Source organism: Dawidia cretensis, from assembly GCF_018598175.1.
In the GTDB taxonomy this organism is placed as follows: domain Bacteria; phylum Bacteroidota; class Bacteroidia; order Cytophagales; family Cyclobacteriaceae; genus Ohtaekwangia; species Ohtaekwangia cretensis.
The window spans coordinates 34,720-48,313 of sequence record NZ_JAHESE010000020.1 but is presented as its reverse complement, the minus strand read 5'-3'; the positions used below and the strand labels follow the sequence as shown (position 1 = coordinate 48,313).

The 13,594-nt window shown below is 51.6% G+C and carries 13 protein-coding genes; 7 read left to right on the top strand and 6 right to left on the bottom strand.

Annotation, left to right across the window (positions count from 1 at the left end; translation table 11 throughout):
* Window positions 1-216: 216 nt before the first annotated feature.
* The 5 genes from KK062_RS18165 to aroQ all read right to left on the bottom strand — a co-directional run bounded on the left by KK062_RS18165 (window position 217) and on the right by aroQ (window position 4,324).
* A complete protein-coding gene (locus KK062_RS18165; protein WP_254085759.1) occupies window positions 217-1,620 on the bottom strand; it encodes a hypothetical protein in 1,404 nt (467 codons plus the stop codon).
* Window positions 1,621-1,672: 52 nt separating this feature from the next.
* Window positions 1,673-2,212: a carbonic anhydrase gene (locus tag KK062_RS18160; RefSeq protein WP_254085758.1), complete on the bottom strand. Its 540-nt coding sequence runs from the start codon at window positions 2,210-2,212 to the stop codon at window positions 1,673-1,675.
* 131 nt (window positions 2,213-2,343) lie between these two features.
* Entirely contained in the window at window positions 2,344-2,703 is a 360-nt protein-coding gene (locus tag KK062_RS18155; protein ID WP_254085757.1) for a hypothetical protein, read from the bottom strand.
* A 137-nt stretch (window positions 2,704-2,840) separates the two neighbouring features.
* Complete coding sequence (locus KK062_RS18150) at window positions 2,841-3,896, bottom strand: aminotransferase class V-fold PLP-dependent enzyme (protein ID WP_254085756.1); 1,056 nt, start codon at window positions 3,894-3,896, stop codon at window positions 2,841-2,843.
* Window positions 3,893-4,324 (bottom strand): type II 3-dehydroquinate dehydratase, encoded by a 432-nt coding sequence (aroQ, locus tag KK062_RS18145; protein ID WP_254085755.1) that lies wholly within the window; start codon window positions 4,322-4,324, stop codon window positions 3,893-3,895. The genes KK062_RS18150 and aroQ overlap by 4 nt, the downstream gene beginning before the upstream one ends.
* An 84-nt stretch (window positions 4,325-4,408) precedes the next feature.
* Here aroQ and xerD point away from each other — a divergent pair, with 84 nt between their 5' ends.
* Together xerD and KK062_RS18135 are read left to right on the top strand one after the other, a co-directional pair.
* Window positions 4,409-5,317, top strand: a complete 909-nt coding sequence (xerD, locus tag KK062_RS18140; RefSeq protein WP_254085754.1) for a site-specific tyrosine recombinase XerD — start codon at window positions 4,409-4,411, stop codon at window positions 5,315-5,317.
* 106 nt (window positions 5,318-5,423) lie between these two features.
* Window positions 5,424-5,963 (top strand): DUF4136 domain-containing protein, encoded by a 540-nt coding sequence (locus tag KK062_RS18135; RefSeq protein WP_254085753.1) that lies wholly within the window; start codon window positions 5,424-5,426, stop codon window positions 5,961-5,963.
* A gap of 58 nt (window positions 5,964-6,021) precedes the next feature.
* Here KK062_RS18135 and KK062_RS18130 read toward each other — a convergent pair whose 3' ends face one another.
* The gene (locus KK062_RS18130) at window positions 6,022-6,543 is read right to left on the bottom strand and encodes a putative outer membrane beta-barrel protein (RefSeq protein ID WP_254085752.1); all 522 of its coding nucleotides are present in this window, start codon (window positions 6,541-6,543) and stop codon (window positions 6,022-6,024) included.
* A gap of 96 nt (window positions 6,544-6,639) precedes the next feature.
* Between KK062_RS18130 and KK062_RS18125 the strand changes: the two genes are divergently transcribed.
* From KK062_RS18125 to KK062_RS18105, 5 genes are all read left to right on the top strand, one after another.
* Window positions 6,640-7,680 carry a quinone-dependent dihydroorotate dehydrogenase gene (locus tag KK062_RS18125; RefSeq protein ID WP_254085751.1) on the top strand — a complete coding sequence of 347 codons (1,041 nt, stop codon included), beginning with the start codon at window positions 6,640-6,642 and terminating at the stop codon, window positions 7,678-7,680.
* Between the two features lie 67 nt (window positions 7,681-7,747).
* Window positions 7,748-10,228: an FtsK/SpoIIIE family DNA translocase gene (locus KK062_RS18120; protein WP_254085750.1), complete on the top strand. Its 2,481-nt coding sequence runs from the start codon at window positions 7,748-7,750 to the stop codon at window positions 10,226-10,228.
* Window positions 10,229-10,257: 29 nt separating this feature from the next.
* Window positions 10,258-10,899 (top strand): outer membrane lipoprotein periplasmic chaperone LolA1, encoded by a 642-nt coding sequence (gene lolA1, locus KK062_RS18115; RefSeq protein ID WP_254085749.1) that lies wholly within the window; start codon window positions 10,258-10,260, stop codon window positions 10,897-10,899.
* A 9-nt stretch (window positions 10,900-10,908) separates the two neighbouring features.
* Window positions 10,909-11,730, top strand: coding sequence for an orotidine-5'-phosphate decarboxylase (pyrF, locus tag KK062_RS18110; RefSeq protein ID WP_254085748.1), 822 nt, complete (start codon window positions 10,909-10,911; stop codon window positions 11,728-11,730).
* A 236-nt stretch (window positions 11,731-11,966) separates the two neighbouring features.
* Window positions 11,967-13,562, top strand: a complete 1,596-nt coding sequence (locus KK062_RS18105; RefSeq protein ID WP_254085747.1) for a sensor histidine kinase — start codon at window positions 11,967-11,969, stop codon at window positions 13,560-13,562.
* Window positions 13,563-13,594: the final 32 nt, after the last annotated feature.

The window sequence follows — 13,594 nt, the reverse complement described above, 5'->3', positions numbered from 1 at the left end:
GTTAAAAGGTTTTATGCCACAATGATAGCCGAAATTGTTTGCGGTCTTCCGTTGGTGTAAGAATTTCAGCAGTTTAGCATGATTATTATATAGTATCGCTTTTACTGGCTTCAGTAGTGGTTGTGCAGGTTACTGCAAGATTAGTGTAATATTATGAATATGAAGGGTATTAATCGAAATGCCAGAGGCCCTCACAAGACATATTGTTACGATCTGTTAAAAGTAAATCTGGTATTGGAGCAGTATCTGCCCGCGTGTGCTGCTCTTTACATATTCGTTACCCGCGTCGATGCGATAGGTAGGACGGCTCTGGTAATCGAGCGTGATCTTGCTTGTGTGACCTTTGATGAGCCAGTTCACGCCAACATTCCATACATCCATGCGGTCGCTGAGGCGGTCGTAGTCTGCGCTCATCAACGATGCATAGGGCATCAGTGCACCATTGCCTTCACCCAGCAGGTCCTTTCTCAACAGGTAGCCTATCTGCGCATAGATCACCTGGCCGGTGCCAAACATCGGGTACGCATTGCCCTGGCTGGCGCCCGGCACGTTGGCAGTAACCAGTCCGTTGGCCGGGTTCATGCTGCCGTTATACCGCAGGTAGTTGGTGCCATAGTCCATGTCGAAGTATCCGGCGTAGGCCGACAGGGCTGTGCCCTTCTCTGCATTGAGCGGCGCGTCGTAGTACAGGGCGGCCGACCACAAGGCTATGTCTTCGTAGTGGGCGTTGGCCGTGGTGCCGTCGGCGCTCGTCCACATCGCATTTCTCTGCGTAATAAAACCGGCTTCGAGGTTAAACACTTTCTTCTTGCCCAGGTATGTACCAGTCATGTAGGGTGTGGTGTGGGCTTCTTTATCAAAGAAGTTCCACATAAAGAAACCCTGATACTGTTTGTGGTGGCTGTCTTGTGCAAAGGTTGCGGCGGGGCCAATGGCCGGCGCAGGTGAACCGTTGCTCGTGATGGGAAAGGGGTCGCTCAACACCAGTCGGTAGTCAAACTTACCGATTTGGCCGCGCGCATAGAGGCTCAGTTTACGCGCGAACTCGTCTGTCTGATCGACGGTGGCCTGCGCAAAGATCGGTACGTCCAGTGTCATAATGGAACCAATGCTGGGCTGGCTAAAGCGCGACAAACCATTGGCTATGGTAAGTCCGCCCCCCAGCTTCAGGTGGTCATTGTCTTTCCATATTTTATATTCGCCCAGGAAGTCGTGAAAGAATACCTGGAACTTGCGGTTGCCGCTGTTGGTGGCGTTTTGCCCCGACAGGTAGTTGAAGTTGTTCTGGCCGAATTGTGAATAGAACGATACGTGGTCTGTCAGTTGTCCATAGAACTGGATACGTGTTCTACGCAGACCGATGTCGAAGGTTTCCGGGGTTGCATCACTCAATACGGTCGTACCCGGGTTGCTGTCGTTGTACCGAAGCCATAGCTGGTTGAGGAAGGTGAGCTTGAGATAGTGACTGCCGTCATCATTCAGTTTAAGCCGAAGCTCTTCCAGCGGGGGTTTGGCTGGCCTGGCTGGTTCTTGTGGCGTTGTAGCCGGTTGTACCTGGCCCCACACTGCAATAGCCGGTAACGCTGCCAATGCAACGGCAGCGAAGAGAAATTTCTTCATGTCAGAACGTTAAGTTGTTTAGTTACGGGCGACGTCTTTTGCCCGCCTAAAGTTAATTTAACGAAATAAGATTGTTGTAAGAAATTCCATTGTGGAATACCTGGGCCGGCTCACCGTGCGCCCCACCCGTTACTACTCCGATGATAGTCAGGCGTCTGGCTTTGATCAGGGCCTGGATGAAATGATACTCCATCAACAAGTTGCATTGCTGAATGGTGTTAAGCTCCACCAACGCCTGCTCGTAGACGGCGGCATCCATGCAATCTTCGGCCGGCACCCCCAGGGGCGTGGTGCCGTTAAACACCAATGCCGCATAGGGCGAGTTGTCTGACAAATCTTGCAGAATGTGCTGTACGGCCACGTCGTGGAGGTGCCCCACCACTACGATCTGGCGGCAGCCTTCATCTTCAACAAAGTACCGCAGCTCTTCCTGCTGCCGGTAGTTATGGCGTCTCACCACGTTGCCGGGTGAGCTGAGGATAAATACATCTTCGTGAAATTCGTGCGCGGTCTCTTCCTGGCTATCATGACAGGCGATGATCAACGTCTTTTCTTCCCGCATCCGGGCACTAAATGGCACCTGGTTCTTCATATCGCAGCGTTAGCGTGTTGTGTAAGTTGTTTTTAGACGATGCGGATAAGGTCTTCCGCAAAGGTGCGTTCAGGCACGCGCCCCGTGCAACGGGGTAGCCACGGGCGGCAAGCCCGTCAACGGGATGAAGATCAGATTATATAGACGCCAAAAAGCGTATGAAGCGGGGGATGAAGATCGATGCGTTCCGAGAACGAGCAAGGCATAAGCCTGCTTTCATGTGATTGTGTCAGGATCCGTGTATGATCGCTAAAGTCAATGAGCGTAATGTAGTCCGTTACCCAGAGGTCGTGGCTAAGCCCAGTCTCGTCATCTTCTTTTTCTTTCAGTAGTTGCGGAATAACGATCGGGCTGTGATGCGCATGCAGGACGGCATGGTCATTTTGAATATCGGCGGCCAGGGTAACAATGGGCAGGAATACAGGCGCCAGAATCTGGAGGAGCAAGGCCATCAGCACTACCCGCATAAGACTTCTGGATGTTCTTGCCATGTTACCGCATTACCTAACAAAGGTCCAAAGATTTTTGAAGATTTGTAAACCCCCGGAGGATAATTTTCCGGTGTCTATTACCCATGTCATAAATCATCGTTTAGAAAACGATTGCAACTGGGAAGGCCCATCTTTAACTAGTAATCCTGCAGGAACGTCATCAATGTACGGACCTCTTTTTGGCTCAGTGCCGGGAAGTTGGCAATACGGAACGATGAGGCCTTAAATTCGCCATATCCTTCGCCCAGCAGCAACCCGGCCTTGCGGGCCGAGCGTTTAATAGTGTCCATCACTTTAGGGTCTGCCTGCACCGGCACGACGGTATGCGAGTGCACGGATTCGGCCTCTACAAAGTGCTGTATGGTTTTGCGCTTTTTTAGAAAATCACGCCATTGCTCATAGCGTGCCAGGGTAGTCTCATGCACCGCTTTGATCGGCGGGGCCTTTTCCATCACACGCATGAGCAGGTAGATTCCCAACACATTGGGGGTATACGACGTCTGCCATTTCTCCATCATGTCCATCATAAAGAGCAGGCTGTTATAATGTGCGCGCTCACCAACAGCCCGGGCCCGCTCCAATGCTTGCGGGGAACAGGCCATGATCCCTAACCCCGCAGGCAGGCCAAAACATTTTTGTACCGAGGCGTACCAAATGTCGGCCGATTTAAAATCCAATTGTACTCCCGCCATGGAGGAGGTAGCATCAACCGCCACGAGGTAGGAGGGATTGTTGCGTTTGATGGCTTTAATGATGTGGTTGTGTACTTGCGTACCGTTGGACGTCTCGTTGTGGGTTAGGCAGAGCACGCCGTCCTTCAGGTCGAAGATCAGGCGCGTGGGGTCGAGCGGCTCGTTTACGCTGAAGGGTATCGGCTCGGCCAGCGGACGGATGCGTTTAGTGTAGTCAAACCACTTTTGTCCGAAGGAACCGTTGTATAGGTGGTAGCTTTTGTCTGTTACAATCGACTGTGCGAGGATCTCCCAACATTCTGTGGCCGACGACGTAAAGAAGATGGTATAGTTCTTCGGAATCCCAAGCTTCTGTTTGAGCAATCCGATGGTGCGTTTCGACATGTCCACAAACGCATCGCTGCGGTGGTTGATGCTCATGATACCTTGCGCATAGGCGTCGCGTACATACGTTGGTAGCTCGCGGTGCACACGCGATGGGCCGGGGTAGAAGGAGATCATAATGCCGGTGATTTGTGTTTAAAATATTCGAGCGCCAGGGCATACCCCTCCATGCCGAAGCCGGTCAGCATGCCCGCACACTTTGACGTGATCAGGCTTTTATGCCGGAACTCTTCGCGGGCATAGACATTGGAGATATGCACCTCCACCACCGGCGTGCGAATGGCGCCGATAGCGTCGTGCAACGCAACGGAGGTGTGGGTATAGGCTCCCGCATTGATAATGATACCGTCAAAGTCAAAGCCCCGCTCGTGTAGTTTGTTGACCAGCTCACCTTCTACATTGGATTGATAGTAGTGCAGCTCAAATGCCGGGTAGCGTTGGCGGAGTGTCGCAAAGAAATCTTCGAACGACTGGTTGCCGTAGACGCCGGGCTCACGTTTGCCTAACAAATTCAGGTTGGGGCCGTTTATGATCTGTATCTTCATGTTCCTGTCTTGCGTTTCAGGGTAAGAAGCGAAAGTTAAAGGCGTGTGTGGTAATAAAAAACTTCTTTCCATTAATATTGAAGTATGAATTGGGATCTCCATGTAAAGCACTTCGGTCACTACCTCAAGATTGAGCGTTCGCTGTCGGAGAACTCCCTGGCCGCTTACTTGCACGACATTACCATGCTGCGTCAGTTTGTGACGTTGCGCGACCCCCAGTGCTCGCCATTGAAAGTAACGCCGGCGCTGCTACGTGACTTTCTCGAATATGTTCACGACCTGGGCATGAGCGCGCACAGCCAGGCCCGCATTCTTTCCGGCATCAAAGCTTTTTACCGTTACATGTTGCACGAAGGCCTGATGGAAGACGACCCCACCGCCCTCATCGAGGGTCCGCGCCTTGGTCGCAAGCTGCCCGACACGCTGGCCTATCACGAGATTGAAAAGTTGTTGGGGGCCATTGACTTGTCTACCCCGGAAGGGGGCCGCAACCGCGCCATGCTCGAAGTGTTATACAGCTCGGGGCTTCGCGTAAGCGAGCTGGTGGGCCTCAAAATAAATAACCTGTATTTCGACACGGGCTTCATTCGTGTGGTGGGTAAAGGCAACAAGGAGCGCCTGGTGCCGATTGGCCGTGACGCGATGAAGTACACAACGCTCTACCTGGAGAAAATCCGCGGCTTCCCGCCACACAAAGAGCCGAAGGCCGCCGACAGCGTCTATGTGTTTCTGAATCGCCATGGCCGCAACCTTACGCGGGTGATGGTGTTTACGATCATTAAAAACCTCGCCAAGGCCATCGGATTGGGCAAGGCGATCAGCCCCCACACCTTTCGGCACTCGTTTGCCACCCACCTGCTCGAAGGCGGTGCCGACCTGCGGGCTGTACAGGAAATGCTTGGCCATGAATCTATTACCACTACTGAGATATACACGCACCTGGACCGTGACTACCTCCGCCAGGTGATCCAGGAATTCCACCCCCGGTCCTGAGGTCCCGAAACTGTGGCGGGTGCGGTCTACCTGCGCTAATGCTCCGGCAGACAGGCATGAATATTTTCGTAACTTCCCTATGTGCTAGTTCTTACTAAAAATGTATATGAAAAAGTGTATCCTGCCTGCGTTCTTGTTGCTCACGGCCCTGTCCGCTGCTGCGCAATCCTTTAAGATTGTCACGCCGCCCAACGTCAATTTTGCTCCCTACGAAAGTTTTGTTGTCATGAAGGGCGAGATCATGACGCCCAAAGACGAACGCCGCGTGAGCGAAGACACGCTGCTGTCGCAAATGAAGCGAGCCATAGTGGCCGAGCTTGAAGCAAAGGGCTATAAGCACATAGATGACTCCCTGGCGGCCAGCTTCCGGGTAGATTATGTAGCCGGCACGTTTCAGGTAACGCAATCCGGCAATGTCGGCCCGCTGGGCGAAACCCCCGCGTCTACGGGCGCAGAAGTGGATCAGTCGCGCAGTTGGTCGCGTGACATGAAGGAGGGCATTCTCGAGATCACCATGAACGACACCCGCACGGGCAAAGAGTTTTGGAAAAGCTCCGGCACAGTCATGATGCAGATGAGCGACAACAAAACACTCGATGCGGCGGTGTACAAGGCCTTGAAAAAATTTAAGAAGCGGAAGCGATGAATAAAAAAAGTCCCGGCCAACTGACCGGGACTTTTTTTATATCGATTACGATCGTGGCTTACAGGTTGAATTTCAGACCGCCCGAAATTACAAACTGGTTGAATTCGCCTACAGTGACACGCAGCTCCGAGAAAGGAACGACGTTTTTGCCGATCTCGAAGTTGATACCACCGCCGAGGTTCAGGCCTACTTCCATGTCGCTGTCGCCATCGTCATCGTTGCGACCTGGTCCGTCCCACTCCCAGTGGAAGCGAGTGAAGTTCAAACCACCCAACCCGTAGAACTCGAAAATGTCTTTGTTGTAGAAATAGTAGTTGGCGTTGAAGTTGATCTCCATGAAGCTATGGCGCCAGTTGCCATGATCTTCGGGAAAATAGAAAAGCAACTGAGGAGAAATTGTTACCTTCTGTGCTACTTTGAACTCTCCGATGCCACCAATGCCCACTTGATCGATATCACCCGATGCCAGTCCCAGGAAGAATCCCAGGCGATTCTTAACACTCTGCTGCGCATAGCTCGTAGTGTTGGCAAGCAGCATTGCAAAGCATGCAAACAAAGCTGTGATAAAAACTTTTTTCATAGATAGAGTTAAATTATTTGAGTTGCGAACATACTACATTTAAGAATATCGGTATGCTATTTTCCACTGTATCCATTATCCCTTTATCTTTGCGGCATGTATAAAATCCTGGTCCGCCCGCTACTTTTCCTCATCGATCCAGAACGCATTCACCACATGGTATTTTCTGTTTTACAGATGAAAGGTAGGATTCCCGGGTTCAACCGCCTGTTGCGTGCTATTTTTACAATAGAGGATCCCACACTGGAACGTGTACTTTTTGGATTGAGATTTAAAAATCCTGTTGGCCTGGCCGCGGGGTTGGATAAAGATGCCCGCCTGACGGATACGATGGCCTGCCTGGGCTTTGGCTTTGTAGAGATCGGCACGCTTACGCCCAAACCGCAAGCCGGCAACGATGCCCCCAGACTATTTCGCCTGCCCCAAGACCAGGCATTGATCAATCGCATGGGCTTTAACAACGAGGGGGTTGCTGCTGCCGCGCAACGTCTCCGGGCGCGCAAGTCCGAGGTGCTCATCGGCGGTAACATCGGCAAGAACAAAGTCACTTCCAACGAAGAGGCTTTGAACGATTACGGTTACTGCTTCGAAGCATTGTATCCGTATGTTGATTACTTCGTGATCAACGTAAGCTCACCCAACACGCCCGGTCTGCGCGAGCTGCAAGAGAAGGAGCCTTTGCGCAAGCTGCTGCAATACGTCATTGGCCTGAGCCGCAGCAAGCCGAAGTATAAACCCGTGTTGCTTAAGATCGCTCCCGACCTGACGCAAAGCCAGTTGGATGACATCATCGCCATTTTACAAGAAACTAACACCGACGGCGTTATTGCCACGAACACCACCATCTCGCGCGAAGGCCTGCGCACCGCGTCCACGGAAGTGGCGGCCATCGGCAACGGGGGCCTGAGCGGCAAGCCGCTGGCCAAACGCTCGACAGAAGTGATCGCATACCTGCGCAATCAACTGGGTAAATCCTTTCCGATCATTGGTGTGGGTGGTATCATGTCGCCGGAAGACGCCGCCGAAAAGCTGCACGCTGGTGCCGACCTTGTGCAGGTGTATACCGGCTTTATCTATGAAGGGCCGTCGTTTGCGAAGAGCATTAATAAACACCTGCGGAAAAAAGCTCTGCACTGAGCTTCGGCAAAATTGAGCGGGCGCACATCCATACATTTTTGTTAGTTTTGACCTATTTTTAAAGCGGATGGCACAAAACACCTATAAGTCAAATAACTTTAAGAAACCGGAAAAGGAGAAGAAGGGAAAAGCTTCGAAGTCCCGCTTTTCGTTTGCGTTTTTGAAAGATCCGCGGTTTAAGCTCGCCATCGGCTTTTTCCTCATGATCGTGGGTATCTTTTTGTTCCTGTCCATGTTCTCCTATCTCTTCACGGGCAAGGCCGATCAAAGCGTAGTTGAAGCGATGCAGGATTCGGCGTTGGTAGAGTCCGGTCGTGAAGTGGCCAACTGGCTGGGACTGTGGGGCGCCATCGCATCACATTATTTTATTTTCCGCTGGTTTGGCGTCGCCGGCTTCTTTATTCCGCCACTGGCATTTCTGGTAGGCTTCAAGATCATCTTTAACCGCGAGCTGGTCCGCATATTTTCGTTCACGATCTTCTCCATCTTCTCGGGCCTGTGGCTTTGCCTGCTGCTCGGCTATATGACGATGATCAACGATGGCGTAAGCGAGTGGAGCTTCCTGGGCGGCGGCTTTGGATATCAAATGGCCGTGTTGAGCGACAGCATGTTTGGCTGGGGCACTTTCCTGCTGTTGATCCTTTCGCTGTTTGTCTTTATTATATTCTACTTTAATGTGACGGCCATTCCGCTCTTCCAGACCAAAGATCCCAAGCCGATGGGGAATGATGCCATCTTGCCTGACGACGAAGCAAAAGAGGAGGTTGTTGCCGAGGGGCCGCTGGCGCCCGAGTACATCGATGACAAAGACAACTGGCCGGAACGTAAGAAAGAAGAGAAGAAGGGTGAGCCGATTGTACTGGTGAAACCGCCTCCGGTGGCACCGGCGGTGAACAAACCCAAAGAGCTGACGCTCGAAATAGAGCGCCCCGAACCTCCACCGGCAAAGAAAACCGAGCCGGAGTTTATTATAGAAGAAACACTTGAAACAGACGAGCTGGCCGAGAAGCTGGTGGAAGAGCAGGGCGAATATGACCCGACCCTCGACCTGAGCCACTTTAAATTCCCGACGCTCGAGCTGCTGAACGAATACGACACTGGTAAAGCCGGTGTAAGCCAGGAAGAGCTCAATCAGAACAAAGACAAGATTGTCGCCACACTGGTAAACTTCAAGATCGGCATCCAAAGCATCAAAGCTACCATCGGTCCAACGGTAACACTCTACGAGATCGTACCCGACGCCGGTATCAAGATCTCGCGGATTAAAAACCTGGAAGACGACATCGCACTCAGCTTGTCGGCACTGGGTATCCGGATCATTGCGCCAATCCCTGGCAAAGGAACGATCGGTATCGAGGTGCCGAATAAGAACCGTGAGATGGTTAGCGTTCGCTCCGTATTTGCCTCTGCGGCATTTGCCAAAACCGATAAGGAGCTGCCTGTGGTCATGGGCAAAACCATTTCCAACGAAGTGCTGGTGATCGATCTGGCCAAAATGCCGCACTTGCTGGTAGCGGGTGCCACGGGCCAGGGTAAGTCGGTGGGGCTGAATATCATCCTGGCGTCTTTGCTGTACAAGCGCCACCCATCGCAGCTGAAGTTTGTGCTCGTCGATCCTAAAAAGGTGGAGATGTCGTTGTTCAGCAAGATTGAACGGCACTACCTGGCCAAACTGCCCAACAGCGAGGAGGCCATCATTACCGATACCAAGAAGGTCGTACACACGCTCAACTCGCTGTGTATAGAAATGGAGAACCGGTACGAGATCCTCAAGGATGCGGGCACGCGTAACCTGAAAGAATACAACGCCAAGTTCATTGCGCGGAAGCTCAATCCCAAAGAAGGGCATCGCTTCCTGCCGTACATTGTGCTCGTCATCGACGAGCTGGCCGATTTGATGATGACTGCCGGTAAAGAGGTCGAGACCCCGATTGCCCGTCTGGCCCAGCTGGCCCGCGCTATCGGCATCCACCTGGTGGTGGCTACGCAGCGTCCGTCGGTAAACGTTATTACCGGTGTGATCAAGGCCAACTTCCCGGCACGCTTGTCGTTCCGCGTAACATCCAAGGTAGATTCACGTACGATTCTCGACTCGGGCGGCGCAGACCAACTTGTAGGGCAAGGGGACATGCTGTTGTCGACAGGCTCGGATGTAATCCGTCTGCAGTGTCCTTTTGTCGATACGCCCGAAATCGAACGAGTCGTGGAATTCATTGGTTCTCAGCGTGGTTACGACTCAGCGTATATGTTGCCTGAATACGAGGGCGACGACGAAGGCGGTGTGGCGGATGTGGACCTGTCCGACCGCGATGCGCTCTTTGAAGATGCCGCGCGCCTGATCGTCATGCACCAGCAGGGCAGTACATCGCTCATTCAGCGCAAGCTCAAATTGGGGTACAACCGGGCTGGGCGTCTGATCGACCAGCTTGAGGCCGCCGGTATTGTCGGACCGTTTGAGGGCAGCAAGGCCCGGGAGGTGTTGATTGTTGATGACGTAAGTTTGGAACAATTATTGACATCGTTAAAAGAAAGACACAGTCAATCTTAACTTTGCAGCATTATTTAAGCGAATAACGAATGAAAAACACGATTTTAGCCTTCTTGGCGATGATTTTGGCGGTAACCGTATCCGCCCAGTACGATCCGAAAGCGTTGGAAACACTCGACGCCATGAGCAAAAAGTACAAATCCATCCCGTCCTTTGAGGCCAATATTTCCTACACACTCACGAACGATGTTGAGAAGATCAGCGAAGAGTTTAAAGGCAAGATCACAGTGAAGGGCAACAAATACCGCCTGGCTCTGCCCGAACAGGAAGTCATTAACAATGGTGCGACCATCTGGACGTACCTGCCGGAAGCTAAAGAGGTTAACATCGACAACTATGATCCCAATTCGGAAGACGTAAATCCTTCCAAAATGCAGGAGATGTACAAAAAGGGCTTCAAATACCTCTATCTGCAAGATAAGGTAGAAAACGGCGTGATGTGCGAAGAGATCGACCTTGTTCCTGAGAAGAAAGACGCTCAATATTTTAAGGTGAAGATGTTCATCAACAAAAAAGATAAGATCATTCAAAGCTTTACGCTGTTTGACAAAGGTGGCAACCGCTACAAATACACGATCACCAAGTTTACACCCAATTTCAAGGTTGAAGACTCCTTCTTTACCTTCGATGCGAAGAAGCATCCGGACGTAAGCGTTGTTGATCTTCGCTAATCCTTCTTCATGAACAGGCAACAGCTCTTTGAGCAGATCCGGAAGAAAAGCTCCTACCTGTGTGTAGGCCTCGACACCGACCTCAAAAAAATACCCCGCCACTTGCTGGCGGAAAAAGACCCGGTCTTTGAGTTCAACCGCCAGATCATTGACGCCACGCACGACTTTGCTGTGGCGTACAAACCCAACATTGCCTTTTACGAGGCGCTGGGTCCGAAAGGGTGGGAGAGTCTGCAGAAGACATTGGAATATATTCCGCAAGACGTCTTTACCATTGCCGATGCCAAACGTGGTGACATCGGCAATACCTCTTCGCTATACGCACAGGCGTTCTTTAGCGAGATGAACTTCGACTCTATTACGGTAGCACCGTATATGGGTGAAGACTCCGTAAAGCCGTTTCTGGAATTTGCCGGCAAGTGGGTTATCCTGCTGGCGCACACATCCAATACCGGCGCCAATGACTTTCAACTGATTGAGTCCGCCAGTGGCCGCAAGTTATACGAGGAGGTATTGCTGCGGTCGCAGCAGTGGGGCTCGCCCGACCAGCTAATGTACGTAGTCGGCGCCACGCAGGCGGACAAGATCCAGGGCATCCGTGCCCTGGCACCCGATCATTTCTTCCTCGTGCCGGGCATTGGCGCCCAGGGGGGAGACCTTGAAATGACTTCACGCCACGGTATGAATAAGCAATGCGGGCTGTTGGTGAACTCTTCGCGGGCCATTATCTATGCTTCGGGCGACAAGGACTTTACAACCCGCGCCCGCACGGAAGCGCAGCAAGTACAGCAGGAGATGCATCGCTTGCTTGAGAGCATTCTTGGGGAATAGCATCATTTTCAGGATACCATTCATTCTCATTTCGCTGACCCTTGGGGGTGAGAGAGTGTGAGTGTGAGAGCGAAGAAAACCATGGCGAATGTGCTCGCTTTCACTCTCACACTCGCCATGGTTTAACCAGGAATGGTTTTTGCATGCGCGCAGGATTGTGATGAATCTAAAGAAGAGGACCGCCGCCAGTTTGAAAAGCTGTAGGTAAATCTGGACTTCGTGCTATTTTTGATACTATGGTGCTCATTGTCGATGACAATCAGGAAAATGTATTTTCGTTAAAGACGCTGCTGAATCTTCATAAGTTTGATGTCGATACAGCCAACTCTGGCGAGGAAGCTCTTAAAAAAATCCTGAAGAATACATATTCTCTCATCATCCTCGACGTGCAAATGCCCGACATGGATGGCTTTGAGGTGGCCGAGGCGATTTCCGGCTATAGCAAATCGAAAGATATTCCCATTATCTTTCTCTCCGCCGTCAATATTCACAAAAAGTTTATTACGAAAGGCTACGCCTCGGGCGGTATCGATTACGTTACCAAGCCATTCGATCCGGATATTTTACTGCTCAAGATCAAGACTTTCTACAGGCTTGCCGAACAAACCCGACGTCTGCAAGAGATGGACCGCGAGCTTCGAGACGAGATTGAATTTCGAAAGCGCGCCGAAAGCCGCCTGAAAGATAACGTAGCCGAGTTAGAGTCGATTTTAGAGTCTATTCCCCAAGTTGCTTTCACCACGGATTTCGATGGGAATGTAGAATTTGTTAACCAAAACTGGTATCAATACGCGGCAACCAGGGATGAATTTCCCCAGTGCGAAGCGGGAGACATGTGTCAATACATAAAATCAGCCATTCGAGCGCAGCATCAGCAAGTGCACGAAGTAAAGGTAAAAAAGCTCGGCCTTGAAACTTTTCGGTTTTACGTGCTGTATTTAACCCCCGTCCAGCAGCACGGTATTGCTTCTAAATGGGTCGGTATTCTAACGGACATCCACGAGCAAAAGATTGCTGCCCAACTTTTAGAGAAGCGCGTGCAGGAGCGCACCACCGAGCTTGTGCGCACCAATCAGAAACTGGAGGAGAGCAATTACGAATTGCAACAGTTTGCCTTTATTGCCTCGCACGACCTGCAGGAGCCGCTGCGTAAAATCCAGGTCTTTAGCAACCTGCTGAATGAAAAGTATACTCCGCCGTCACCCCAGGCACAAGGCTACCTGGAAAAGATCAACCTCTCCGCCGAGCGCCTGCGCAAACTCATTGCCGACGTGCTTGATTACTCCAATATCAAAGGAGAAACTTCCTTTAGCGTCGTGGACCTGAACGGGGTAATCGAACGCTTGTTGACTGACCTGGAGGTTGTCATCAAGGCAAAAGGTGCATCAATCACGGCGAGTCCGCTGCCCACACTGGAAGTAATTCCGGTGCAGATCCGGCAGGTGTTTCAGAACCTGATCAGCAATGCGTTGAAGTTTGCGCGGAAGAATGTGCCCTGCCAGATCGCGATCACCGCCGAGTACATTGCTGACAAAGCGATTGATGCGCCGGCCGTACCCGATGGGGATTATTGTCGCATCGCGGTGCAAGACAACGGTATTGGCTTTAGTGAAGACTATGCCGAAAAAATCTTCGAGATCTTCCAGCGCCTGAATACCTCCGAGCGTTACGAAGGCACGGGCATTGGACTGGCGATTGTCAAGAAGGTGATCGACCGGCATCACGGCTTAATTGCTGCACGCAGCATGGAGTCTTTAGGCACTTGTTTTATCATGGTTTTTCCCGTGCGGCAAACTACGCCGGTAGAAGCTTCGCAGCAGTATACTATATAGAATCTTTTATTAAGAATACGCCCAACACAACC

Coding starts and splice junctions, on each gene's coding strand:
- KK062_RS18160 (WP_254085758.1), bottom strand. CDS start 2,212: ATGAAGAACCAGGTGCCATTTAGTGCCCGGATGCGGGAAGAAAAGACG.
- KK062_RS18150 (WP_254085756.1), bottom strand. CDS start 3,896: ATGATCTCCTTCTACCCCGGCCCATCGCGTGTGCACCGCGAGCTACCA.
- xerD (WP_254085754.1), top strand. CDS start 4,409: ATGAATTGGGATCTCCATGTAAAGCACTTCGGTCACTACCTCAAGATT.
- KK062_RS18135 (WP_254085753.1), top strand. CDS start 5,424: ATGAAAAAGTGTATCCTGCCTGCGTTCTTGTTGCTCACGGCCCTGTCC.
- lolA1 (WP_254085749.1), top strand. CDS start 10,258: ATGAAAAACACGATTTTAGCCTTCTTGGCGATGATTTTGGCGGTAACC.
- KK062_RS18130 (WP_254085752.1), bottom strand. CDS start 6,543: ATGAAAAAAGTTTTTATCACAGCTTTGTTTGCATGCTTTGCAATGCTG.
- pyrF (WP_254085748.1), top strand. CDS start 10,909: ATGAACAGGCAACAGCTCTTTGAGCAGATCCGGAAGAAAAGCTCCTAC.
- KK062_RS18165 (WP_254085759.1), bottom strand. CDS start 1,620: ATGAAGAAATTTCTCTTCGCTGCCGTTGCATTGGCAGCGTTACCGGCT.
- KK062_RS18125 (WP_254085751.1), top strand. CDS start 6,640: ATGTATAAAATCCTGGTCCGCCCGCTACTTTTCCTCATCGATCCAGAA.
- aroQ (WP_254085755.1), bottom strand. CDS start 4,324: ATGAAGATACAGATCATAAACGGCCCCAACCTGAATTTGTTAGGCAAA.
- KK062_RS18120 (WP_254085750.1), top strand. CDS start 7,748: ATGGCACAAAACACCTATAAGTCAAATAACTTTAAGAAACCGGAAAAG.
- KK062_RS18155 (WP_254085757.1), bottom strand. CDS start 2,703: ATGGCAAGAACATCCAGAAGTCTTATGCGGGTAGTGCTGATGGCCTTG.
- KK062_RS18105 (WP_254085747.1), top strand. CDS start 11,967: ATGGTGCTCATTGTCGATGACAATCAGGAAAATGTATTTTCGTTAAAG.